Here is a 24,278-nt window from a genome sequence, read left to right as displayed (position 1 = left end):
TTATACTGACCTATAATGCAGAATCCGCGTGACTCTGCGGGTCTTTATGCTATGCGCGCCTCTGCAACTTGAGTCAGGGGCGAGACATGGCCGACAATCCGATGCTGAAATTCGTAGGCAAGGGACAAGCCTATCCCGACAAGCGCGATGCCGATGCCCGCGCCGACGATTTTCTGGAAATCAGCCGCAGCTTCATCCTCGACAAGGCGGAAGAACAGGCGTCGCGCTGTTCGCAATGTGGCGTGCCTTATTGTTCAACTCACTGTCCGCTTCACAACCATATTCCCGACTGGCTGCGCCTGACAGCCGAAGGCCGCCTGCGCGAAGCCTATGAGCTGTCGAACCTGACCAGCACCATGCCCGAAATCTGCGGCCGCATCTGCCCGCAGGATCGGCTGTGCGAGGGCAATTGCGTCATCGAATTTTCCGGCCATGGCGCCGTGACCATCGGCAGCGTCGAAAAGTTCATCACCGACACCGCCTGGAAGGAAGGCTGGGTCGAACCGCTGGTCGCGGGCAAGCCGACCGGCCAGTCGATCGGCGTGATCGGCGCGGGACCGGCGGGCCTCACCACGGCGGAATATCTGCGCGCGGCGGGGCATGAGGTGCATGTCTATGACCGGCATGATCGCGCCGGCGGACTGCTGACCTATGGCATCCCCGGCTTCAAGCTGGAGAAGGACATCGTCATGCGCCGGGTCCAGCGGCTGAAGGATGGCGGCATCGTCTTTCACGAAAATTTCGAGGTCGGCCGCGACGCGACGCTCGAAGCGCTGCGCGAGAAGCATGACGCGATCCTGATCGCCACCGGCGTCTATAAGCCCCGCGACATTCGCGCGCCGGGCGTGGGCGCGCCGGGCGTGGTCAAGGCGCTCGATTATCTGACCGCCTCCAACAAGGCGGGCTTTGGCGACGATGTCCCCGAACATGCCGACGGCACGCTGCTGGCGACAGGCAAGAATGTCGTCGTCATCGGCGGCGGCGACACCGCGATGGACTGTGTCCGCACCGCGATCCGCCAGGGTGCCAAGTCGGTCAAATGCCTCTACCGCCGCGACAGGGAAAATATGCCTGGATCGCAGCGCGAAGTGGCCAATGCCGAGGAAGAAGGCGTCGAATTCGTCTGGCTGACCGCCCCGATCGCCTTTGAAGGCACCGAGCATGTGACCGGCGTCAAGGTCACCAGGATGCGGCTGGGCGCGCCCGACGCATCGGGCCGCCGCGCACCCGAACCCGATCCGGGCAGCGAACATACGCTGGAGGCGGACCTCGTCATCAAGGCGCTGGGCTATGACCCCGAAGAACTGCCCAAGCTGTTCGGCGCGGACGATCTGTCGGTCACTCGCTGGGGCACGCTGCGTGTCGATCATAAGACGATGATGACCAGCGTGGACGGGGTGTTCGCGGCGGGCGACATCGTGCGCGGCGCGTCGCTGGTGGTCTGGGCGATTCGCGACGGCCGCGATGTGACGGAGCATATGCACCGCTATTTGAAGGCCAAGGCCAAGGCGGCGGGCGAGAGGGTTGCGGCGTGAGGACGGTTTTCCTTGCTCTGCTTCTCACGCTGTTAAGTACGCCATCTCTAGCGCAAGGTGGAGACAGGCTGGCTGCACTTGCTGCTGCGCGTGACCTCCTTCTATCGGTAGGTTTTGAGCGGCAGATGGAACTGTCCGGCATCGCTATGGCGAATAGCGTTTTTGAACAGAATGTCGCGACTGCCGAGAAGCAGCGGGGTGAAAACATGCCTGCCGATCTCAAGCAAAAGGTGCGTGCTGCGATGAATGAAGAGATTGGCGCAATGATGGCCGAACTCAAGCGGACGGCATTGGATGACGCTGCACAAATTTATGCCGATCATTTCACTGCCGAAGAACTTCGCAGACTGGCCGTGATCAGCGCCGACCCTGTCATGCGTAAATCACAACAGTTGATGCCGCAGATGATGCCAAAGCTGGCACGGATTGGACTTAAGGTCGCTGAAGATCGGAAACCGATCATGCAACAAAAAATCAAGGACGTCGTCGATCAATGGCTCGCGACGCAAGAACGCAAGGGAACATCATCATGACGGACACCCCCTTCATGGCAAGCCCCGAAGAACGTGCGCGTATCGCTGCCGAGGGCATGTATCACCCGGATATGGAAGGCGACGCCTGTGGCGTGGGCTTGGTTGCCGCGACCGATGGCCGCCCGTCGCGCCGCGTCGTCGCCTCCGCGATTGATGCCCTGAAAGCCGTGTGGCACCGTGGCGCGGTGGATGCTGACGGCAAGACCGGCGACGGCGCGGGTATCCATGTCGATCTGCCGGTGCGCTTCTTTGATGATGCGATTGCGGACTCCGGCCATAAGCCGCTGCCCAATCGTCTGGCCGTCGGCATGATCTTCCTGCCGCGCACGGACTTGTCCGCGCAGGAAACCTGCCGCACCATCGTCGAGAGCGAGATCATCGACGCGGGCTATACCATCTATGGCTGGCGGCAGGTGCCGGTCGACGTGTCGGTCATTGGTGAAAAGGCGCAGCGCACGCGGCCCGAAATCGAGCAGATAATGATCGCCGGGCCGATGCCCGAAGTCCGCGATCAGGCCGAGTTCGAGAAGGACCTCTATCTGATCCGCCGCCGGATCGAGAAGCAGGTGATCGCGGCGCAAATCAACGATTTCTATATCTGTAGCCTGTCGTGCCGGTCGATCATCTACAAGGGGCTGTTCCTCGCGGAATCGCTGTCGGTATTCTATCCCGATTTGCAGGATGAGCGGTTCGAGAGCCGGGTAGCGATCTTCCACCAGCGTTATTCGACCAACACCTTCCCGCAATGGTGGCTGGCCCAGCCGTTCCGCACGCTCGCCCATAATGGAGAGATCAACACGATCCGCGGCAACAAGAACTGGATGAAGAGCCACGAGATCAAGATGGCGAGCCTCGCGTTCGGCGAGCAGTCGGAGGATATCAAGCCCGTGATCCCGGCGGGCGCGTCCGATACCGCTGCGCTGGACGCCGTGTTCGAGGCGATCTGCCGGTCGGGCCGCGACGCGCCGACCGCCAAGCTGATGCTGGTCCCCGAAGCGTGGCAGGCCGACAGCGGTGAACTGCCCAAAGCGCATCGCGACATGTATGACTATCTCGCCTCCGTCATGGAGCCGTGGGATGGCCCCGCCGCGCTGGCGATGACCGACGGGCGCTGGGTCGTGGCCGGGGTGGATCGCAACGCGCTACGCCCGCTGCGCTATACGCTGACCGGCGACAATCTGCTGATCGTGGGGTCGGAGACCGGCATGGTCGTGGTTCCGGAGACGACGATCGTGCGCAAGGGCCGGATGGGTCCGGGCCAGATGATCGCGATCGATTTGCAGGAAGGCGAACTCTATGACGACGCTGCGATCAAGGACAGGATCGCTGCCGAGCGCCCCTATGGCGAGCTGATTAAGGATTTCATGGCGATCGGCGACCTGACCGATGCGCCGACCGCGCTGCCCGACTGGGACAAGGCGGAACTGACCCGGCGGCAGGTCGCGGCCAATCTGACGCTGGAGGATCTGGAACTGATCCTGGCGCCGATGGTCGAGGACGCCAAGGAAGCCATCGGATCGATGGGTGACGACACGCCACTGGCGGTCATTTCCGACAAGCCGCGCACGATCAGCCATTTCTTCCGCCAGAATTTCAGCCAGGTCACCAACCCGCCGATCGACCCGTTGCGCGAACGGCATGTGATGAGCCTGAAAACGCGCTTTTCCAACCTGCACAACATCCTGGAGCAGGACGCGCAGAACAGCCATGTGCTGGTGCTGGATTCGCCGGTGCTGACCAGCGCCGAATGGGCGCGGCTGAAGGCGCATTTCGGCCCGGCGGTGGCGGAAATCGACTGCACCTTCCCCGCCACCGGCGGGCAGGAACAGCTGCGCGCGGCGATCGCCCGCATCCGCGAGGAGGCCGAACAGGCGGTGCGCGAGGGGCGGACCGAAATCTTCCTGACCGACGAGGGTGTTGGCGAAACACGCGCCGCGATTGCGGGCGTGCTGGCCGCAGCGGCCGTGCATACGCATCTGGTGCGCAAGGGGCTACGTTCCTATGCGTCGATCAACGTGCGCTGTGCCGAAGCGCTCGACACCCATTATTTTGCGGTGCTGATTGGTGTTGGCGCGACGACGGTGAACGCCTATCTGGCCGAAGCGAGCATCGCCGACCGCCATGCGCGCGGCCTGTTCGGGTCGCTCGATCTGGAGGCCTGTTTCGAGCGTTATCGCGTCGCGATCAACGAAGGCCTGCTCAAGATTATGTCCAAAATGGGCATTGCGGTCATCAGCAGCTATCGCGGCGGCTATAATTTCGAGGCAGTCGGCCTGTCGCGTGCGCTGGTCAATGATCTGTTTCCGGGCATGCCGGCGAAGATTTCGGGCGAAGGCTATGCCTCGCTTCATTATAGCGCGATCCTGCGCCACCAGCAGGCCTATGATGCATCGGTCGTGCGGCTGCCGATCGGCGGCTTCTATCGCCAGCGTAACGGCGGAGAGGCGCACGCCTATTCCGCGCAACTGATGCACCTGTTGCAGACCGCAGTGGCGACCGACAGCTACTCCACCTATCTGCAATTCTCGCGCGGCGTGCGCGATTTGCCGCCCGTCTATCTGCGCGACCTGATGGAGTTCAACTTCGCCCGCGAAGCCGTGCCGATCGACGAAGTGGAAGCCACGACCGAGATTCGTAAGCGTTTTGTAACGCCCGGCATGTCGCTGGGCGCGCTCAGCCCCGAAGCGCATGAAACGCTGGCGATCGCGATGAACCGGATCGGTGCGAAGGCGGTGTCGGGTGAGGGCGGCGAGGATGCCGCCCGCTTCAAGCCCTATGAAAATGGTGACAATGCCAACAGCGTGATCAAGCAGATCGCGTCGGGCCGCTTTGGTGTTCATGCCGAATATCTGGCATCGGCCGAGGAGATCGAGATCAAGGTCGCGCAGGGCGCCAAGCCCGGCGAGGGCGGGCAGCTGCCCGGTTTCAAGGTGACCGAGTTCATCGCCAAGCTGCGCCATTCGACGCCGGGCGTGACGCTGATCTCACCGCCGCCCCATCATGACATTTATTCGATCGAGGATTTGGCGCAGCTCATCTACGACTGCAAGCAGATCAACCCGCGGGCGCGCGTCTGCGTCAAGCTGGTGAGCCAGGCCGGCATCGGCACGGTTGCGGCGGGCGTGGCCAAGGCTCATGCCGACGTCATCCTGATCGCGGGCCATGTCGGCGGCACCGGGGCCAGCCCACAGACCAGCATTAAATATGCCGGGACACCGTGGGAAATGGGCCTGTCGGAAGCCAATCAGGTGCTGACGCTCAACGGGTTGCGGCATCGGGTGAAGCTGCGGACCGATGGCGGCCTGAAAACCGGACGCGACATCGTGATCGCTGCGATATTGGGTGCGGAAGAATATGGCATCGGCACGCTGTCGCTGGTCGCCATGGGCTGCATCATGGTGCGTCAGTGCCACAGCAACACCTGCCCCGTGGGCGTGTGCGTGCAGGATGAAAAGCTGCGTGCCAAGTTCACCGGCACGCCGGAGAAGGTCATCAACCTGATGACCTTCATTGCCGAAGAAGTGCGCGAAGTGCTGGCGCGGCTGGGCTTCCGCAGCCTGGACGAGGTGATTGGGCGAACGGAATTGCTCAAGCAGGTCAATCGTGGTGCAGAGCATCTGGACGATCTCGATCTCAACCCGATCCTCGCCAAGGTGGATGCCCCCGACGACCAGCGCCGTTTCAGCCTGAAGCAATGGCGCAACGACGTGCCCGACAGCTTGGACGCGCAGATGATGCGCGACGCCAAGGCGGTGTTCGAGCGGGGCGAAAAGATGCAGCTGACCTATACGGTGCGCAACACGCACCGCGCGGTCGGCACGCGGCTGTCGTCGGCGGTGACTGACAGGTTCGGCATGTCGACGCTCGCCGACGGGCATCTGACGGTGCGGTTGCGCGGGTCTGCCGGCCAATCGCTGGGCGCGTTCCTGTGCAAGGGGATTACGCTCGAAATCTTCGGCGACGCGAACGACTATGTCGGCAAGGGCCTGTCGGGCGGCATCATCACCGTGCGCACGACCGTCTCCTCGCCGCTGTCGTCCAAGGACAATACGATCATCGGCAATACCGTCCTCTACGGCGCGACCAGCGGCAAGCTGTTCGCGGCAGGGCAGGCGGGCGAACGCTTTGCCGTGCGCAATTCGGGCGCGCAAGTGGTGGTCGAGGGCTGCGGCGCCAATGGCTGCGAATATATGACCGGCGGTACGGCAGTGATCCTGGGCAAGACCGGCGCCAATTTCGGCGCGGGCATGACCGGCGGCATGGCCTTCATCCTGGATGAGGATGGCAGCTTCCCGTCGCGCGCCAATCCCGAAGGGATCGTCTGGCAGCGGCTGGAAAGCGAACATTGGGAGGCCCAAGTCAAGGATCTGATCGCACAGCACGCCAAGGCGACCGATAGCAAATGGTCCGGCACCATATTGGAAGATTGGGACCGCTGGCGGCGCTATATCTGGCAGGTATGCCCCAAGGAGATGATCAACCGCCTCGCTCATCCGCTGAGCGATGCGCAGGCGGAGGTCGTCGCCGCCGAATAAGCGCTTAAGGGAGAGAGCCACCTGCTGCCGTTGCGATGGTGGCGGGGCCGGCTTCCGCCGCCGCTGGTTGCAGAATTGGAGGAGGCGTGGCCGCCTCTCCGGCGGCGAAGCGTGCAATCGTTTGAGGCAGTTGATGGATGGGAGATGGCGGCGGCGGCGCGGGGTAGGTTGCCTCCGCCGCGTCCCCTTGCGTCAGATAGTCGCGCACCGCCGGATCGCTCGTGCCGTCTGCGTCCAGCCCCGCCATATCCAAAGCACTGCGCCGTTCGGCCAGGCTGGGACCGCAACCGGTGCAGCGGATTTCGCTGGGACCCTGATCGGTCGGATTGAAGGCATAATCCGACGCAACGCTGTCACCAGACTCGGTATAGACAGCTTCCGCGTTGCCAGACAGCGCGGACGATTGCGGACTGGTGACATAGGCACCAAGGCCCAGCCCCATGACCGTCGCAGCGGCCACTGTCATGCCCGACAGCATCCAATGGTGCATGGTCCTGCTTTCCATCCTCTCGCGTGCCGCTGTCAGCCCTTCGGCTGACTGCATCCTGCCCACCGATCAATCATAACGCAGATGCAGATCGGTTGTTGCATGGCGTAAAAGCCTTTGCTAATGGCCAGCGCCTACCAGATGCCGGTCCTGCCGGTTTCCCTTTGAATGTGCGGCCATGGCGGAATTGGTAGACGCGCAACGTTGAGGTCGTTGTGGGCGAAAGCCCGTGGAAGTTCGAGTCTTCTTGGCCGCACCATTCATTTGCCTGATGCTCAGGATCAGCCGAAATTGATAATCCCCCACCCCGCAAGGGTCGGGACAGTCGTGCAAGACCGCAGGGTCTTGCAGGAGCGGCGCCCGACCGCCTATCTGACGCCACCGCGGGGGATTGACCCGCCCGACGATGAAAGGATGCCGCCATGTCCGCCATAGACTGGGACCAGCCAGCGACCATGATCGACCTGGATGGCAAGGCGCCACTGATAGGCACGATCCGCCAGTGCGCCCAGCATTTCGCGATCTTCAAGGCCGAAGCCAAGGCACAGGCGCGCGTATTGTTGACCCAACCCGTCCATCGGGAGGGCCGCCGGACGCGCACCTGGCTGCTGGAACCCGATGAAATCGCCCAACTGGCCGAACGGCTGCGCGCAGAAGGCTGATCGATCCGATTTGGACGGCATAGGGCGGTTTACGCCATTTGCGTTCAGCCGGATATTTATCCTGTCCTACAACAAACCATATGGGATAAATGATTCGCCTCATTCCACGCAGGGAGGCGCAGCTTGGATATTCATAGGCTCATCGACGAAGTCATTGCCCGCGAAGGGGGCTATAGCGACCATCCCGCCGATCGTGGCGGCGCAACCAACTGGGGCATAACCCACACGGTGGCGCGCGCCAATGGCTATGCCGGAGATATGCGATCCTTGCCACGCGCTACGGCGGTGGCGATCTACCGGCGGCTCTACTGGGATCAGCCGGGCTATGCCTTCGTCGCGGAAACCGCGCCGTCCGTAGCCGCCGAGTTGTTCGATACAGCCGTCAACATGGGCGTTGGCACCGCGACCGGCTTTCTCCAGCGCGCGCTTAATGCGCTCAATCGCAACCAGCGCGACTATCCCGACCTGACGCTCGACCGGGCGATCGGCGCGCGGACGCTCTCGGCATTACGCGCCTTCCGCGCGTTGCGGGGCAAGTCGGGTGAGGCGGTGCTGCTGAAGGCGATAGAGGCGATGCAGGGCGAACGCTATATCGCGCTGGCCGAAAGCCGTCCGGCCAATGAGGCCTTTCTCTACGGGTGGCTTGCCAACCGGATCGGTTAGATGGTCGTGAACGCAATTGGAAATTTGCCGTCCAGCCAGGGTGTGATCATCGCCCGAAACGGCCCCTTCAGTCAGGATATCAACCCATGACAACCGACACCCCAACCAACGATCCCTGGGCCACCCGCGCGCGGCCCGCCTTTCTCTACGTCATCTATGCGCTACTGCTCTGGTCGCTGCCGATGGGGCTTATCGCGGGCTGGCGGCCTGACATTGCAGCGGCGATCACAGCAGGGATGCGCGACTATCTCAACGCCCTGCCCGAACCGCTCTATGCGCTGTTTGGCACCGGCTATCTGGGTTACACCGCCGCACGCGCCTGGGGCAAGGCGAAGGGGGCGGAGCGGTAGCGCCTATGCCGCCGCGCCCCGTTCATACCAGCCGCGCGATCGCTTCACGAGCGCGACGATGGTGAGCATCACCGGCACCTCCACCAGCACGCCGACCACGGTGGCCAGCGCTGCGCCGGAGTGCAGCCCGAACAAGCTGATCGCTGCCGCCACCGCCAACTCGAAGAAATTGGACGCGCCGATCAGCGCGGCCGGTCCCGCGACGCACCAGGCGACCCGAAAGCGGCGGCTCAGCCAATAGGCAAGGCCAGCGTTCAGATAGACCTGCAACAGGATCGGCACGGCGATCAGCGCAATGGCCAGCGGCTGGGTGACGATCTGTTCGCCCTGAAAGGCGAACAATAGCACCAGCGTGGCAAGCAGGCTGACGAGGCTCACCGGTCCCAGCGCGACGAGCAGCCGATCGAGCGCTGCCTGTCCGCCCGCCCGCAACCGCGCCCGGCGCAGCCACTGGGCGACGACCACAGGCACGACGATATAGAGACCGACCGACAGCAGCAGCGTATCCCACGGCACGCTGATCGACGCGACGCCCAGCAGCAGCCCGACGATCGGCGCGAAGGCAAAGACCATGATCAGGTCATTGAGCGCCACCTGGCTCAGCGTATAGCCGGGATCGCCATCCAGCAGGTTGGACCAGACAAACACCATCGCGGTGCAGGGTGCAGCGGCCAGTAGGATCAGCCCCGCAATATAGGACGGCCCCTGCCCGGCAGGCAGGTAGGGCGCGAAAAGATGGCCGATGAAGAAGGTGCCGAGCAACGCCATGGAGAAAGGCTTGACCGCCCAGTTGATGAACAGTGTCACCCCCACACCGCGCCAGTGCCGCCGCACGCTGCCCAGCGCGGCAAAGTCGATCCGCAGCAGCATCGGTATGATCATCAGCCAGATCAGCGCCGCGACGGGCAGGTTGACGCTTGCAACCTCCGCGCCAGCGATCAGGGCGAAGGCCGACGGAAACAGATGCCCCAGCCCGATCCCCACGACGATGCACAGCGCGACCCAGAGGCTGAGATAGCGTTCGAACAGCGACATCAGACCGTCCCCACCACGTCGCCATCTTCCTTGACGAAGGGCGTGGGAAGGGGGTGGGGCAGCAGGTCCAGCACCGCTTCGGACGGACGACACAGTCGCACGCCCTTGGGCGAGACGACCAGCGGGCGGTTGATCAATATCGGGTGCGCCATCATCGCGTCGATCAGCGCCGCGTCGGACAGGCTCTCGTCGGAGAGGCCCAGATCGGCGAAGGGTGTTTCCTTCTGCCGCAACAGGGCGCGGGGGCTGATGCCGGCGCGGGCGATGAGTTGTTCCAGCAAGGCCCGCGACGGCGGGGTCAGGAGATATTCCACGACATGCGGCTCGATCCCGGCATGGCGGATCATCGCCAGCGTGTTGCGCGACGTGCCGCAGGCGGGGTTGTGATAGATGATGATGTCGGTGGCCAAGGATATGTCCTTTGCGTCAGCAGCAGGGGGTGAGTTCAGCGATGATCGGGGCGCACAAGGCCGCATTCCCGCCGCAGCAATCTTTGAGCAGGAACAGGGTCAGTGCCCCCAGCGCCTCCAGGTCGGCGCGATAATGGACCGACCGGCTATGCCGCTCCGCCCGCACAAGCCCCGCGCGGGACAGGATCGCCAAATGTGAGGACATGGTATTTTGCGGCACCCCGACCAGCCGCGCAATCTCGCCTGCGGGCAGGCCATCGGGTTCATGACGCACGAGCAGTCGAAAACTGTCGAGCCGTGTGGACTGGGCAAGGGCGGCCAGAGCAGCGATGGCGGATTCGTTTTTCATATATCCAGATTAATGGATATATCAGGTGAGGCAAGTCCTGTTGCGGTAGCAGGCTTGATGGCAGGAGAAACGCAAATGAGAGGGGCCGCCGGGTCGAAGCCCGACGGCCCATCATGTGCATGGTCAGCGGCCGGAAGTGCCGCCCAGGGGAAACGAAGGTCGCGCTATCTTCTCCACGGGGAGACGGCCTGTATGTCGGCGCGCTTTATCTCGCGATGTGGAGGAAGATCGACGGCGTGGCGTCGCTCAGCGGCGCGTTCCCCGAATGGACTTGACCGACCCCATTGCTGAACCATGAGACATCGGATCACCTCCTTTCGCTATGTTGAAGCCCGTTATGGCCGACTTCGACTGCGCTTCGTGCGGCCACGGGATGGAATGTGAATCAGACGGGCTGCATGATCAAGACTTGTATTATTCTTTTTTCGAATCATACTTTCGCGTCCGCAAGTTCGGCCTGCGTCGCTATCCGCGACAATCCTCGATCACCCGCGACACCTCTGCCCAGGCGGGGACGATCAGCGGTTCCAGCCCGGCCACCTCGACCGCGAATTTACCCCGGCTGTAGGCGATCTGATCTAGCGCCGTGTCCGCGGCAGCGCGGACGGCAACGGTTTGCGGCGTCGGTGCAATCGATGCGGTTGCAGGCCAGCTGGTCGCGCCATAGCTGGTCCGTATCGTCATCGTCCCCTGACCCCCGCCGGTGCGGATGATGCTGATCCGGCGCGCAGCCCGATCACAGCGTATGGTCAGGCGGGTGTCGGCAGCCGTCGGACCGAACCGGGCGATCGACATGGCTGCGTCGGATTGCCAGCGCCAGTCGCCCGGCGTAGTCGCGCGATACTGCCATTCGCTGGCCTGCGGCGCAGCGGGCGTGGCAGGCTGGGTTGGCGCGGGAGTCGGGGTTGGCCGGGGCGCAGGGGTTGGCGCTGGATTGCCTTGGCGCGGCGCAGGTCCGACGCAGGAACCAAGCAGGATGAGGCAGGGCGCGACGAGGGCGAGGTTTGTGGTAAAGCGCATCGCCCACCCATGCCTGCACGACGCGGGCGGCTCAACCGGAAAAGGATGAGCGGAGAAGGGGCGAGGGCAGGCTGGGCTGCATCAAGGCTTGCCGCTGCCGATATTGACACCGCGCACCCGAATCGCTAGGGCGCGGACATCCCGACACGCTGGTGAGCGGCAGTGCTTCGCGCACTGGCCGTCTTTTTTGCGTCCGGGGGTATACATCGGTTGCGCATCCACGCCAAGGACTGCTCAACCCTGACGCTTTGAGATGGGGTGACGCCAATCGCCCCGTGGAGCAGGAGATTTATTGACCATGGCACGTATTGCGGGTGTTAACATCCCGACCAACAAGCGCGTAATCATTGCGCTCACCTACATTCACGGCATCGGCCGCAAGACCGCCGTCGACATCGCCACCAAGCTGGGCATCGACCACAGCCGCCGTGTGCAGGACCTGTCGGACGCCGAAGTGCTGCAGATCCGTGAAACGATCGACGCCGACCTGACCGTCGAGGGTGATCTTCGCCGCAACACCGCGATGAACATCAAGCGCCTGATGGATCTGGCCTGCTATCGCGGCCTGCGTCATCGTAAGGGTCTGCCGGTTCGTGGCCAGCGCACGCACACCAACGCCCGTACCCGCAAGGGCAAGGCCAAGGCGATCGCCGGTAAGAAGAAGTAAGCGCCAGAGGGCGGGCCTGACGGCTTCGCCCTCCCGACTTCTTTTTTCAGTATTTCGAGTAGGATAGAGCAAAATGGCACGCGAACCCCAGCGCATTAAGCGCCGTGAGCGCAAGAACATCTCGGCGGGCGTGGCACATGTCAACGCCAGCTTCAACAACACCATGGTGACCATCACCGATGCCCAGGGCAACGCGATTTCCTGGTCCTCGGCTGGCATGATGGGCTTCAAGGGCAGCCGCAAGTCGACCCCATACGCCGCTCAGGTGTGCGCGGAAGATGCCGGCCGCAAGGCCGCCGAACATGGCGTCCGTACCCTGGAAGTCGAAGTCAAGGGTCCCGGTTCAGGTCGTGAATCGGCCCTGCGCGCCCTCCAGGCCGTGGGTTTCCACATCACCTCCATCCGCGATGTGACGCCGATCCCGCATAACGGTGTGCGTCCGTCCAAGCGCCGCCGCGTCTAAATTCGGCTGAGCGATATGGCGGGCGGCGGACGCGCCGCCCGTTACCCGTCTGCATCGGCCGCAACGTCCTGTCGGGTCCAGGATCATAAGCGTTTCGGCCACATCCCCAGGGGAATTACATGACTGTCAACATGAAGAACTGGCAGGAATTGAAGAAGCCCAACGCGCTGGAAATCAAGCCAACCAGCGACGGCAAGCGCAAGGCGACCTTCGTCGCCGAGCCACTAGAGCGCGGCTTCGGCCTGACGCTTGGCAACGCGCTGCGCCGGGTTCTTCTTTCCTCGCTTCAGGGCGCGGCGGTCACCTCGATCAAGATCGAGAACGTCCTGCATGAATTCTCGTCGCTCGCTGGCGTGCGTGAAGATGTCACCGACATCGTCCTCAACATCAAGCAGGTCGCGCTGCGGATGGAAGGCGATGGTCCCAAGCGGCTCCAGCTGTCGGCCACCGGCCCGGCCGTGGTCAAGGCTGGCGACATCAGCGTTGTCGGCGACATCGAAGTGATGAACCCGGACTTGGTGATCTGTCACCTCGACCAGGGCGCAACGCTGAACATGGAACTGACTGCGGATGTCGGCAAGGGCTATGTCCCCGCCGTCGCCAACCGTCCGGCAGACGCGCCCATCGGCCTCATTCCGATCGACGCGCTCTACTCGCCGGTCCGTCAGGTCGCCTACAAGGTGGACAACACCCGCGTCGGCCAGGAACTGGACTATGACAAGCTGTCGCTGACCGTCGAAACCGACGGCACCGTCACGCCGGAAGACGCGGTCGCTTTTGCCGCGCGCATCCTGCAGGACCAGCTTCAGCTGTTCGTCCATTTCGAGGACGCGCTGCCCACCGCCGCACCCTCGCAGGGCGGCCATGCGGTCGCATCGGCGTCGGAAGGCGAAAGCGACACCAACCAGATCAACCGCTACCTTCTCAAGAAGGTCGACGAGCTGGAACTGTCGGTCCGCAGCGCCAACTGCCTCAAGAACGACAACATCATCTATATCGGCGATCTGGTCCAAAAGACCGAAGCCGAGATGCTGCGCACCCCCAATTTCGGTCGCAAGTCGCTGAACGAAATCAAGGAAGTGCTGTCGTCCATGGGTCTGCGCCTGGGCATGGACATCCCCGGCTGGCCGCCTGAGAATATCGAGGAAATGGCCAAGAAGCTCGAACAAGAGCTGCTGGGTTAAAAAGCTCCGTCATCCCCGCGAAGGCGGGGACCCATCTCCCGGCCTTGCGCCGGGGGATGGGTTCGGAGATGGGTTCCCGCCTCCGCGGGAATGACGAACAAATGGCGGCCACGTCACCGCCTGGTCTGGGCTACCTGAAACGGGCCCTTAACGAACGAAGGAATGAAATATGCGTCACAGAATGGGTCAACGTCGCCTCCAGCGCGCCACCGGTCATCGCGTAGCCCTGCTGCGCAACCTTGCTGCCTCGCTGATCAAGCATGAGCAGATCCTGACCACCACGCCCAAGGCGAAGGAACTGCGTCCCTATGTGGAAAAGCTGATCACGCTCGCCAAGAAGGGCGGCCTGTCCAACCGTCGCCTGGCCGACGCCCGCCTGAAGGATGATGCGCAGCTGGCCAAGCTGTTCGAGGTTCTGGCTGAGCGCTACAAGGATCGCAACGGCGGCTATACCCGCGTGATCAAGGCCGGCATCCGCGCGTCGGACGCTGCGCCGATCGCGATCATCGAACTGGTTGACCGCGACGTTAGCGCCAAGGGCCAGGACAGCGGCCCGGTGCAGACCGCCGACGAGGATGAATACGAAGCCGCCTGATTGGTGCGGTCCTCCCGACGGGGACTGGATGCTTTACCGACAGGCCGTGGCTCTTTAGGAGCCACGGCCTGTTCTGTTTGATAAAAAGAGAATGAGAGGATGCGCGTCACAGCTCGCCTGTTCCTGCTGCCGTTGTTGTTGGCGGCCAGCCCGGTCCTTGCGGGACCGGAGGCGGCCGCCATCGACGCGGCCGGACAGGGCTTGCGCTATCCGACCGCGAAGCGCCTTGATCTGGTCGAGGATCATTTCGGCGTGAAGGTCGCCGATCCCTATCGCTGGCTGGAGAACGACCTGCGCGCCGACCCCGCGGTGAAGGACTGGGTGGCTGAAGAAAACGCGCTGACCCGCCGCTATATCGACGGATTGCCGGGCCGCGCGGTGCTCAAGAAGCGGATGCAGGCGTTGCTCTCGCATGGCCGCTATACCGTCCCGCGCAAGGCGGGGGGGCGCTATTTCTACGGCTATAACAAGGGCCTCCAGAACCAGACCCCGCTCTATGTGCGCGAAGGTCTGGACGGACCGGAGCGTTTGCTGATCGACCCCAATGAGTGGGCCAAAGACGGGGCAAGCGCGCTGGCCGAATGGACCCCGTCCCCCGACGGCCGCACCCTGGCCTTTGCGGTGCAGGAGGCGGGCAGCGACTGGCGGACGCTGCGGCTGCTGGACGTGGACACCGGCAAAGTTCTGGACGACCGGATCGAGTGGGTCAAATTTTCAACCCTGGCCTGGGACGGGCGTGGCGAGGGCTTCTTCTATTCCCGCTATCCCGCGCCGCAGGGAGATACCGCTTTCCGGTCCGCCAATGAGGATCAGCAGCTTTTCTATCATCGCGTCGGCACCGAGCAGGCGCAGGACCAACTGATCTACGCCACACCCGACCGCCCGAAACTCAGTCATACCGCGCAGGTCACCAATGACGGACGCTGGCTGGTGATCAGCTCGTTCGAGGGGATCGATCCGCGCCGCGAAGTCCATGTCGCGGCGCTGGACGGCGGGCCAGTAAAGCCACGCCGACTGGTCAAGGGGCCGGTGCAGGACTGGCGGCTGATCGGCAGTCGGGGATCGACCCTCTATTTCATCACAGACGATCATGCGCCCCGATTGCGTGTGGTGACGCTTGACGCGGCACAACCACGGCGCAAGCCACAAATGGTCGTGGCCGAGCGCGCCGATGCACTGGCGGGCGGGTCGCTGGTCGGCAACCGGCTGATCCTGGCCTATATGACGCAGGCCGAAACCATTGCCGAACTGGTCGAACTGGACGGGCGCAAGGTGGGCGACGTGCCCTTGCCCGGCATGGGGACAGCAGCTGGCTTTGGCGGGCGCGATGGCGACCCGGAGACATTTTTCAGCTTTTCGGGCTTCACCACCCCGTCCAGCATCTACCGCTTCGATACATCCACGCTGCAAAGCCAGTTGTTTGCGCAGCCCGACCTGCCCTTCAACCCGGACGAATTCGGGGTGGAGCAGATCAGCTATGTGTCAAAGGATGGCACCCGTGTGCCGATGACGGTGATCCGCAAGAAGGCGCTGGCCGACCGGGCGATCGCCGCGCCGACCATCCTCTACGGCTATGGCGGTTTCAACATCAGCCTGACGCCGGGCTATTCAGCGACCCGGCTGGCCTGGCTGGAGCAGGGCGGGGTCTATGCCATCGCCAATCTGCGCGGTGGCGGCGAGTTCGGCAAGGCATGGCATGACGCCGGACGTGGCCCCAACAAGCAAAATGTGTTCGACGATTTCATCGCCGCGGCCGAATATCTCAAGGCCAACGGCTATACCACGCCCGACGGGCTGGCGATCGAGGGCCGCTCCAATGGTGGCCTGCTGGTCGGCGCAGTGGTCAACCAGCGGCCTGATCTGTTCGCCGCTGCCCTGCCTGCCGTGGGCGTCATGGACATGCTGCGCTTTGATCGTTTCACCGCCGGGCGCTACTGGGTCGATGACTATGGATCGCCTGGCCGGGCAGAGGATTTTCCGCTGCTCTACGGCTATTCGCCTTATCACAACATCCTGTCGGGCAAGGATTATCCCGCAATCCTCGTCACGACCGCCGATACCGACGACCGGGTGGTTCCCGCCCACAGTTTCAAATATGCCGCCGCCTTGCAGGCCGCCGATGTCGGCAGCAGACCCCGGTTGCTGCGAGTGGAAAGCCGGGCGGGCCATGGCGCGGGAAAACCGATCGACAAGCTGATCGACGAATATGCCGACAGCTATGCCTTTCTGGCGTCATTCACGGGTTTGCAGATCAAGGCTGATCCGCGATAATCGTTCAGCCGCGCGACAGCCGGACGCGGATAGAGACCGTTTGACCGCAGGAGATAGACGCATGAGCAAGACGCGCTGGATGACAGGATCGCTGGTGGGGCTGGCGCTGCTGGTGGGCAGCATCGCCCCGGCGCAGGCGCGCCCGCGCTATGATCGCGGCCATGATCGGGGCTGGGGCCATCACCATCGTGATCGCGGCAATGGCTTTGGTTTCGGCGATGCCGTGGGAGTAGCGGCGCTGATCGGCGCGGTGGCGATCGTCGCCTCCTCCATGTCGAAGGACAAAAAGGTCGCGCGCAATAGCGACGATGCCGTACCGCCGCCGGCGAACGGCACTGACTATGGCGCGGACGTCAGGCGCGACGATGATTTTTCCGATGTTGCCGCGGCCAATGGCGATCAGGACCAGATGGCCGATGCCTGCGCCGTTGCCGCGCGTGATGAGGCGCAGGGCGCAAATGGTGGCTATGCCGAAGTGCGGCGCATGGACGAACCGCGCGCTGCGCAGGACGGCTATAATATCGACGGCGAGGTGGAATCCCGCGCCAGTTATCGCGCCCCGACCGGCACCACCCGCCGCTTCACCTGCACGATCAAGGATGGCCGCGTGGCGCAGGTCTATCTGAGCCGCGATGTCGTGATGCGATAGGCCGCAGCGATGCATCGCCATCCTCCGTCGCGCCATGTTCTGGCCTTTGGCCTGGCGGCGCTGGCGGGGATGGTCGATGCCTTGGGGTTGCTCAAGCTGGGCGGGTTGTTCGTGTCCTTCATGAGCGGCAATTCGACCCGGATGGCAGTCGGCATCGCGACCGAGCCGACGCTGGCATGGGCAGCGTTCGGGCTGATCGGCGCATTTGTCGGCGGAGTATTTGCCGGCGCGTTGCTGGCGCGGGCCGCCGGGCGATGGCGCAAACAGGCCGTGCTGGGACTGGTGCTGGCGCTGTTGACCATGGCGGCATCGCTTGCCGGATCGGCTGGCGACGGCCTGACCCTGCTGATGGCGGCGGCGATGGGCGCGGTGAACAATGTGTTCCAGCGCGATGGCGAGGTGAGCATCGGCGTCACCTATATGACCGGCGCGCTGGTGAAGCTGGGGCAGGCGCTGGCCAGCGCCGTGACCGGTGGCCCGGCTTTTGGCTGGCTGCCCCATTTATTGCTCTGGCTGGGGCTTGTCGCGGGGGCGGTGGCGGGCGCTTTGCTGTTTGGGCGCATGGACCTGGGCGCATTATGGGTCGCTTGCGGCTGGTGCGTGTTGTTGCTGGCGTGGAGCCTCTGGCTGGGGCCGTTGCCGCGCGCCGATCGCTTGGCATGACCGCTCAACCGCTCTAGGCGGTGTCCCATGCCCGCCACGCTCCTCCCCCGCCGCAACGCGGCCATTGCCTTCATTCTGGTGACGGCGCTGCTCGACGTCATGTCGATGGGGATCATCATCCCGGTGCTGCCACAACTCATCGAATCGCTGTCTGGCTCCAGCAGCGCGGCAGGGCTGTGGAACGGCGTGTTCGTGGCGCTGTGGGCGGGGATGCAGTTCATCTGTTCGCCGATCATCGGGTCACTCTCCGACCGATTCGGGCGGCGGCCCGTCATCCTCGTGTCGGTATGTGGCCTCGCGCTCGACTATGTGCTGATGGCGCTCGCACCCAATCTATGGTGGCTGGCGCTGGGGCGGATATTGGCCGGTGTCACCTCATCCAGTTTCACCTCTGTCTTTGCCTATATGGCCGACATCACCCAACCTGAAGATCGCGCGCGCGGTTATGGCCTGATCGGCGCAGCGTTCAGCGGCGGCTTTGTCGCCGGGCCGCTGCTCGGCGGCATATTAGGCGAGATTTCGCTGCGCGCGCCCTTCTGGACGGCGGCGGCACTGTCGGGACTGGCATTCCTCTACGGTGTGTTCGTCCTGCCCGAATCGTTGCCACGGGATAAGCGGATGGCCTTCTCCTGGAGCCGCGCCAATCCGTTCGGTGCGCTCACCCTGCTACGCTCCCACCCGGAGCTGTCGAGCCTGGCGATCGTCAATTTCCTGCTCTATTTTGCCCATCATCTCTTCTCCGCCGTGTTCGTCCTCTATGCCGGGGATCGTTATGGCTGGGGGGCGTGGCAGGTCGGCAGCCTGCTCGCCATGGTTGGGTTGCTCGACATGGGCGTGCAGGGCTTGCTGGTCGGCCCCGTAGTGAAAAGGCTGGGCGATCGGGCGACGATGGTGACGGGGCTGGCCTTCGGCGCTGTCGGCATCGCCTGCATGGGGCTAGCACCGACCGGCTGGCTGTTCGTCGCCGCGATGCTGCCCAATGCGCTGTGGGGGCTGGCAATGCCGACGATCCAGTCGCTGATGACGCGGCGCGTGTCCGAATCCGAACAGGGCCAGTTGCAGGGCGCGAACAACAGCGTCGGCAGCATTGCGGGCATCGTATCGCCGCTCTTCTTCGGTGGCGTCTATGCGCTGTCGGTCGGCGGTAATCCGACGCTGCCCTACATCGGCAGCGCCTTCCTGATCGCGGCGGCCGTGCTGGGCAGTGCGGCGCTGCTGGGATGGGCGGCGGGCCGCAGGCTGGAAGACGACGCAGCATAGGTCGCGAAAACTGGACATATCGGGGCCGGGCGACTAACCGGGCGCGAATCCCTTCCACCGCTCGACATAAAGGCGATTCGATGACGCTGCCCCTTCAGGATTCCATCCTTATCGTGGACTTCGGCAGCCAGGTGACCCAGCTCATCGCCCGGCGCGTGCGCGAGGCGGGTGTCTATTCCGAAATCGCCCCGTTCAACAGCGCGGAACAGGCTTTTGCCCGGATGCAGCCCAAGGGCGTGATCCTGTCGGGCGGCCCCTCCTCGGTCATGTGGGACGATAGCCCGCGCGCGCCGCAAGCCATTTTCGACGCTGGCGTGCCGGTGCTGGGCATCTGCTACGGCCAGCAGACCATGATGCAGCAGCTGGGCGGCAATGTGGAAGGCGGCGAGAGCGGTGAGTTCGGCCGCGCCTTCATTGAAGTCAAGAAGTCCTGCGCGCTGTTCGACGGTCTGTGGGCGCCGGGCGAAAAGCATCAGGTGTGGATGAGCCATGGTGACAAGGTGACGCAGCTGGCCGACGGGTTCGAAGTCGTCGCGACCAGCGAGGGCGCGCCCTTGGCCGTCACCGCCAACGAAGCCAGGCGCTTCTACGCGACCCAGTTCCACCCTGAAGTCGTCCACACGCCCGATGGCGGCAAGCTGCTCGCCAATTTCGTCCGCCATGTCTGCGGCCTCGCAGGCGACTGGACCATGGCGGAATTTCGGGCGACCAAGATCGCCGAAATTCGCGCACAGGTGGGTGAAGGCCGGGTGATTTGCGGCCTGTCGGGTGGCGTCGACAGCGCGGTTGCGGCGGTCCTGATCCACGAAGCGATCGGCGACCAGCTCACCTGCGTGTTCGTCGACCATGGCCTGATGCGGCTGGGCGAGGCAGAGCAGGTCGTCACCTTGTTCCGTGAGCATTATGGCATCAAACTGGTCCATGTGAATGCCGAGGATCGCTTCCTGGGCGGCCTTGCTGGCCTGACCGACCCGGAAAAGAAGCGCAAGTTCATCGGTGGCGAATTCATCGCTGTGTTCGAAGAGGAAGCCGCAAAGATTGGCGGAGCGGATTTCCTGGCGCAGGGGACGCTCTATCCCGATGTGATCGAGAGCGTCAGCTTCACCGGCGGACCCAGCGTGACGATCAAGTCGCACCATAATGTCGGTGGGCTTCCCGAACGCATGAACATGAAACTGGTCGAACCCTTACGCGAACTGTTCAAGGATGAAGTGCGCGTGCTGGGCCGGGAACTGGGCCTGCCGGAGATTTTCGTAGGTCGTCATCCCTTCCCAGGACCAGGCCTTGCCATTCGCATCCCCGGCGAAGTGACCAAGGAACGCTGCGACATCTTGCGCAAGGCCGATGCGGTCTATCTGGAAGAAATCCGTAATGCGGGCCTCTATGACGCGATCTGGCAGGCCTTCGCCGTGCTGCTCCCCGTCCGCACCGTGGGTGTCATGGGCGACCTGCGCACCTATGACAGCGTCTGCGCCCTGCGCGCCGTCACGTCGACCGATGGCATGACGGCGGACATCTACCCGTTCGATGCCGCCTTCCTGAGCCGCGTCGCGACCCGGATCATTAACGAGGTCAAGGGCATCAACCGGGTGGTCTATGACTATACGTCCAAGCCGCCGGGCACGATCGAGTGGGAGTGAACCGGATCAAGTGACCGTCCGGGGCGACGGTCACCCGGTTCATCGGCGGCGCAAGCCGCCGCAGCGGAGGAGAATAGCGTTGGCAGTCGGGCAATTTGGCCACCCCGTCTATCGGGACATGCCGACCACCATTTTCGAGCATATGTCGGCGCTGGCGCGTGAGACGGGGGCGATCAACTTAGGCCAGGGTTTCCCCGATGCGCCGGGATCAGCGGACATTTTGAACGTAGCGGCCGACGCGCTGCTCAGCCGATCCAACCAATATCCGCCGATGGCCGGCCTGCCGGAACTACGCACGGCGGTGGCGAGCCATTATGCCGCGCATCAGGGGCTGGCGTTGACCGCGCAGGAGGTCATCGTGACATCCGGCGCGACCGAGGCGATTGCCGCGACCCTGCTGGCGCTGGTGCAGCCGGGCGACGAGGTTGTGGTGCTGGCCCCGCTCTACGACGCCTATCTGCCGCTGATCGAGCGGGCGGGCGGCGTGGCGAAGGTCGTGCGGCTGACCCCGCCGGAATGGCGGATTACGCCGGCGGCGCTGGAGGCGGTGGCGTCGCCACGCACCCGCTTCCTGCTGATGAACAACCCGGTCAATCCCACTGGCATCGTCCTGCGCGAGGGCGAGCTGGCGCTGCTGGCGCGTTTCTGCGTCGATCGCGACCTGATCGCCATATGCGACGAAGTGTGGGAGCATCTGACCTATGATGGCGTGCGCCACTTGCCCCTAATGGCGCAACCGGGGATGCGCGAGCGGACAGTCAAGATCGGGTCGGCGGGCAAGATTTTCTCGCTCACCGGCTGGAAGGTCGGCTGGATGTGCGCTGCCCTGCCGATCGCGACTTTGCTCGCGCGCGCGCACCAGTTTCTGACCTTCACGACACCGCCCAACTTGCAATGGGCGGTGGCCAAGGGGCTGGCCAAGCCGGTCGATTGGTTCGAAGCAATGCGGGCGGACTATCAGGCGTCGCGCGACCGGCTGGTGGCGGGATTGACCGATGCAGGGTTCGTCCTGCTGCCCAGCCAGGCAACATGGTTTGTCTGCGTCGATCTGCCCGCCAGTGGCATCGCCATGGATGACGTCGCCTTTTGTGAGCGCATCGTTCATGAGGCCGGGGTGGCGGCGATCCCGATCTCCGCTTTCTATCCCGCCGAACCCGTTACCCATCTGGTCCGGCTCTGCTTTTCCAAGGCGGACGCGGTGCTGGATGATGCGGTGGCGCGGCTGGCTGCGTTTCGCCAACGGGCGGTTGCGGCGGGTGGCGAAGGGCGCTAGGTTCCCTGTTCGTTCCAGAAGGGGTGTTCATGGAAATCCTGCCGATCCTGTTGATTATCGTTGCGCTGTTGATCGGACTGGCGGTCGGCTGGCTGCTGCGCGGCAAGGCGCTTGGTCCCATGATGGCGGAAAAGGCGGAATTGGCGGGTCGGCTGGACCTGACGACCAGCCAGCGTAACGCCGCGATCAGTGAGCTGGCAGTGGAGAAGGAGCGGGTCGCGCAGGCGGCAGCGACAGCGCAGCGGCTGGAGGTGGCGCAGGCTGCGCTGACCCAGCGGCTCGACGCGGTGCAGGCCGAGCGGGAGGCGGCGCTGCGCGAGCTGGCGGCGCTCCAGTCCGATACGCAGGCGCGGGCGGAGGCATTTGAGGCGCAGATCGCGGCGCTCAAGGATGCCAAGGAGCAATTGTCGGCCCAGTTCAGCGAGATTGGCGGCAAGCTGCTGGGGGAGGCGCAAAAGACCTTCCTCGACCGTGCGGACCAGCGTTTCGCCCAGGCGAACGAGAAGAGCGAGGCGCAGCTCAAGACCCTGTTGTCGCCGGTGGAAACCACGCTCAAACGCTATGAGGAAGGGTTGCAGCGGGTCGAGAAGGATCGGGTCGGCAGCTATGCCGAACTGCGCGAGGCGGTCAACCAGGTGCAATTGGGGCAGGGGCAGGTGCGCGACGAGACTGCCAAGCTGGTCAACGCGCTGCGCGCCGCGCCCAAGACGCGGGGGCGCTGGGGTGAGCAGCAGTTCAAGAATCTGATCGAGACGGCGGGCCTGTCGCCTTTCGTCGATTTCAGCGAGGAAGTGTCTGTCACGGTTGAGGATGGCCGGCTCAGGCCCGACTTCATCATCCGCCTGCCCGGCGACCAGCAGATGGTCGTGGACGTCAAATGTTCGCTGGTCGCCTATCTCAATGCGGTCGATCAGGTCGATCCGGCGATCCGCGACGCGCATATGGCCGACCATGCCCGCGCGATGCGGACCCATGCCGATGCGCTGGGGCGCAAGGCCTATTGGGAGCAGTTCGACAAGGCGCCCGATTTCGTCATCATGTATGTGCCGGGCGATAATTTCGTCACCGCCGCGCTGGAAGCGGACATGGACCTGTGGGAACGGGCCGCCAAGAACCGGGTCATCATCTGCGGTCCCGCGACCTTCCTGCCGCTGGCGCGCACGCTGGCGGGGCATTGGCGGCAGGCCAAGTTGCAGGATCAGGCACGGCAGGTCGGGCAACTGGGCAAGGAACTGTATGAGCGGCTGGCCGCGGCGGCGGGATCGCTCAAGAAACTGGGCAACCGGCTGCACGGCGCGGTGGGCGACTATAACGCCTTTGTCGGCAGTTTTGAAAGCCGGGTGCTGGTGACCGGACGCAAGTTGCGCGACCTCAATATCGAGACGGGCGGCAAGGAGTTGGAAGAGCTGGCACCGGTCGATGCGCTGGTGCGCGATCCGGCGTCGGCGGAGGCGCTGCGGGCGCTGCCGGATGCGGTGGAGTGAATAAACGGGGGTGGTGGTGTCAGCGCTTCGCCGCCGCTCCACTTGCTGCCCGCACTCCCGCCCGGTTCCGGCGGGCGAGTTCGCGTTTCAGATCCTCCGGGCGCGGGGCGACGAGGAAGCCGAAGCTGACCGTGTCTTCCTTGGTTTCGACGACATGGTGCAGCCGGTGCGCCTGGACGATGCGCTTCATATAGGGGGAGCGGGCGACGTAGCGGTTCTTCACCCGCTGGTGGACGATGATGTCGTGGAAGCCGAGATAAATCGCGCCATAGGCAGCAATCCCCGCGCCGCAGGCGGTGGCCAGATTGCCCCAGCCCCATTGCACGCCGCCCAGCAGAAGGATGATCGAGGGTAGGGCGAAGATCACGAAATAGAGGTCGTTTGCTTCCCAGTTGCCCTTGCGCGGGCGGTGATGGCTGGCGTGCAGAAACCAGCCCGGCCCGTGCATCACCCAGCGGTGCATGACATAGGCAAAGCCCTCCATCGCGGCGACGGTGGCGAGAAAGACAAGGGCAGGCAGCAGGATCGACATGGTATCCATATAGGCGGG

Annotated in this window: 23 protein-coding genes and 1 tRNA gene; 18 read left to right on the top strand and 6 right to left on the bottom strand. The window is 63.9% G+C overall.

Annotation, left to right across the window (positions count from 1 at the left end; translation table 11 throughout):
• The first annotated feature begins 86 nt into the window (after positions 1 to 86).
• The 3 genes from ACODR8_RS11315 to gltB are packed head-to-tail and all read left to right on the top strand — an operon-like array spanning position 87 to position 6,603.
• Positions 87 to 1,535 carry an NAD(P)-dependent oxidoreductase gene (locus tag ACODR8_RS11315; RefSeq protein ID WP_119743418.1) on the top strand — a complete coding sequence of 483 codons (1,449 nt, stop codon included), beginning with the start codon at positions 87 to 89 and terminating at the stop codon, positions 1,533 to 1,535.
• Positions 1,532 to 2,068 carry a DUF2059 domain-containing protein gene (locus ACODR8_RS11310; protein WP_489007312.1) on the top strand — a complete coding sequence of 179 codons (537 nt, stop codon included), beginning with the start codon at positions 1,532 to 1,534 and terminating at the stop codon, positions 2,066 to 2,068. The genes ACODR8_RS11315 and ACODR8_RS11310 overlap by 4 nt, the downstream gene beginning before the upstream one ends.
• Positions 2,065 to 6,603 carry a glutamate synthase large subunit gene (gene gltB, locus ACODR8_RS11305; protein ID WP_489007311.1) on the top strand — a complete coding sequence of 1,513 codons (4,539 nt, stop codon included), beginning with the start codon at positions 2,065 to 2,067 and terminating at the stop codon, positions 6,601 to 6,603. Before ACODR8_RS11310 ends, gltB begins: the two co-directional genes overlap by 4 nt.
• Before the next feature lie 4 nt (positions 6,604 to 6,607).
• Here gltB and ACODR8_RS11300 read toward each other — a convergent pair whose 3' ends face one another.
• Entirely contained in the window at positions 6,608 to 7,093 is a 486-nt protein-coding gene (locus ACODR8_RS11300) for a hypothetical protein (RefSeq protein ID WP_489007310.1), read from the bottom strand.
• A gap of 169 nt (positions 7,094 to 7,262) precedes the next feature.
• Between ACODR8_RS11300 and ACODR8_RS11295 the strand changes: the two genes are divergently transcribed.
• The 4 genes from ACODR8_RS11295 to ACODR8_RS11280 all read left to right on the top strand — a co-directional run bounded on the left by ACODR8_RS11295 (position 7,263) and on the right by ACODR8_RS11280 (position 8,765).
• Positions 7,263 to 7,349: transfer RNA gene (locus ACODR8_RS11295), tRNA-Leu, on the top strand.
• 163 nt (positions 7,350 to 7,512) lie between these two features.
• Complete coding sequence (locus ACODR8_RS11290) at positions 7,513 to 7,752, top strand: hypothetical protein (RefSeq protein ID WP_119743414.1); 240 nt, start codon at positions 7,513 to 7,515, stop codon at positions 7,750 to 7,752.
• Between the two features lie 123 nt (positions 7,753 to 7,875).
• A complete protein-coding gene (locus ACODR8_RS11285; protein WP_489007309.1) occupies positions 7,876 to 8,415 on the top strand; it encodes a glycoside hydrolase family 108 protein in 540 nt (179 codons plus the stop codon).
• Positions 8,416 to 8,501: 86 nt separating this feature from the next.
• Positions 8,502 to 8,765, top strand: coding sequence for a 3TM-type holin (locus tag ACODR8_RS11280; RefSeq protein WP_489007308.1), 264 nt, complete (start codon positions 8,502 to 8,504; stop codon positions 8,763 to 8,765).
• A 3-nt stretch (positions 8,766 to 8,768) separates the two neighbouring features.
• On the opposite strand, the gene arsB is transcribed toward ACODR8_RS11280, so the two are convergent.
• The 4 genes from arsB to ACODR8_RS11260 form a co-directional block, all read right to left on the bottom strand.
• Positions 8,769 to 9,800: an ACR3 family arsenite efflux transporter gene (arsB, locus tag ACODR8_RS11275; RefSeq protein WP_489007307.1), complete on the bottom strand. Its 1,032-nt coding sequence runs from the start codon at positions 9,798 to 9,800 to the stop codon at positions 8,769 to 8,771.
• A complete protein-coding gene (gene arsC, locus ACODR8_RS11270; protein ID WP_489007306.1) occupies positions 9,800 to 10,210 on the bottom strand; it encodes an arsenate reductase (glutaredoxin) in 411 nt (136 codons plus the stop codon). Before arsC ends, arsB begins: the two co-directional genes overlap by 1 nt.
• Before the next feature lie 16 nt (positions 10,211 to 10,226).
• Positions 10,227 to 10,559 (bottom strand): ArsR/SmtB family transcription factor, encoded by a 333-nt coding sequence (locus ACODR8_RS11265; protein WP_489007305.1) that lies wholly within the window; start codon positions 10,557 to 10,559, stop codon positions 10,227 to 10,229.
• A gap of 465 nt (positions 10,560 to 11,024) precedes the next feature.
• The gene (locus ACODR8_RS11260; RefSeq protein WP_489007304.1) at positions 11,025 to 11,579 is read right to left on the bottom strand and encodes a hypothetical protein; all 555 of its coding nucleotides are present in this window, start codon (positions 11,577 to 11,579) and stop codon (positions 11,025 to 11,027) included.
• A gap of 298 nt (positions 11,580 to 11,877) precedes the next feature.
• On the opposite strand from ACODR8_RS11260, the gene rpsM reads away from it, so the two are divergent.
• The 11 genes from rpsM (at position 11,878) to ACODR8_RS11205 (ending at position 23,728) form a co-directional block, all read left to right on the top strand.
• Positions 11,878 to 12,246: a 30S ribosomal protein S13 gene (rpsM, locus tag ACODR8_RS11255; RefSeq protein WP_006967373.1), complete on the top strand. Its 369-nt coding sequence runs from the start codon at positions 11,878 to 11,880 to the stop codon at positions 12,244 to 12,246.
• 73 nt (positions 12,247 to 12,319) lie between these two features.
• The gene (rpsK, locus tag ACODR8_RS11250; RefSeq protein ID WP_004208752.1) at positions 12,320 to 12,709 is read left to right on the top strand and encodes a 30S ribosomal protein S11; all 390 of its coding nucleotides are present in this window, start codon (positions 12,320 to 12,322) and stop codon (positions 12,707 to 12,709) included.
• A 119-nt stretch (positions 12,710 to 12,828) separates the two neighbouring features.
• Positions 12,829 to 13,893, top strand: a complete 1,065-nt coding sequence (locus tag ACODR8_RS11245; protein ID WP_006967377.1) for a DNA-directed RNA polymerase subunit alpha — start codon at positions 12,829 to 12,831, stop codon at positions 13,891 to 13,893.
• A gap of 169 nt (positions 13,894 to 14,062) precedes the next feature.
• The gene (gene rplQ / locus ACODR8_RS11240) at positions 14,063 to 14,488 is read left to right on the top strand and encodes a 50S ribosomal protein L17 (RefSeq protein ID WP_026002152.1); all 426 of its coding nucleotides are present in this window, start codon (positions 14,063 to 14,065) and stop codon (positions 14,486 to 14,488) included.
• A gap of 99 nt (positions 14,489 to 14,587) precedes the next feature.
• Positions 14,588 to 16,759: a prolyl oligopeptidase family serine peptidase gene (locus tag ACODR8_RS11235; RefSeq protein WP_489007303.1), complete on the top strand. Its 2,172-nt coding sequence runs from the start codon at positions 14,588 to 14,590 to the stop codon at positions 16,757 to 16,759.
• A gap of 61 nt (positions 16,760 to 16,820) precedes the next feature.
• On the top strand, positions 16,821 to 17,408 hold the full coding sequence (locus tag ACODR8_RS11230) for a hypothetical protein (RefSeq protein ID WP_489007302.1): 588 nt from the start codon (positions 16,821 to 16,823) through the stop codon (positions 17,406 to 17,408).
• A 9-nt stretch (positions 17,409 to 17,417) separates the two neighbouring features.
• Positions 17,418 to 18,071, top strand: a complete 654-nt coding sequence (locus ACODR8_RS11225; protein ID WP_489007301.1) for a YoaK family protein — start codon at positions 17,418 to 17,420, stop codon at positions 18,069 to 18,071.
• A gap of 27 nt (positions 18,072 to 18,098) precedes the next feature.
• Positions 18,099 to 19,331 carry a TCR/Tet family MFS transporter gene (locus tag ACODR8_RS11220; protein WP_489007300.1) on the top strand — a complete coding sequence of 411 codons (1,233 nt, stop codon included), beginning with the start codon at positions 18,099 to 18,101 and terminating at the stop codon, positions 19,329 to 19,331.
• A gap of 80 nt (positions 19,332 to 19,411) precedes the next feature.
• Positions 19,412 to 20,971, top strand: a complete 1,560-nt coding sequence (guaA, locus tag ACODR8_RS11215) for a glutamine-hydrolyzing GMP synthase (protein WP_489007299.1) — start codon at positions 19,412 to 19,414, stop codon at positions 20,969 to 20,971.
• Between the two features lie 118 nt (positions 20,972 to 21,089).
• Positions 21,090 to 22,244, top strand: a complete 1,155-nt coding sequence (locus ACODR8_RS11210; protein ID WP_489007348.1) for an aminotransferase — start codon at positions 21,090 to 21,092, stop codon at positions 22,242 to 22,244.
• Positions 22,245 to 22,273: 29 nt separating this feature from the next.
• Positions 22,274 to 23,728, top strand: coding sequence for a DNA recombination protein RmuC (locus ACODR8_RS11205; RefSeq protein ID WP_489007298.1), 1,455 nt, complete (start codon positions 22,274 to 22,276; stop codon positions 23,726 to 23,728).
• Positions 23,729 to 23,747: 19 nt separating this feature from the next.
• Here the strand turns inward: ACODR8_RS11205 and ACODR8_RS11200 are convergent, their stop codons facing one another.
• Positions 23,748 to 24,260, bottom strand: a complete 513-nt coding sequence (locus ACODR8_RS11200; RefSeq protein ID WP_489007347.1) for a sterol desaturase family protein — start codon at positions 24,258 to 24,260, stop codon at positions 23,748 to 23,750.
• Between the last annotated feature and the right edge of the window lie 18 nt (positions 24,261 to 24,278).

Source organism: Sphingobium sp. FG58, from assembly GCF_057809055.1.
The sequence above is the reverse complement of the archived record's forward strand: the minus strand, read 5'-3'. Positions and strand labels throughout refer to the sequence as shown.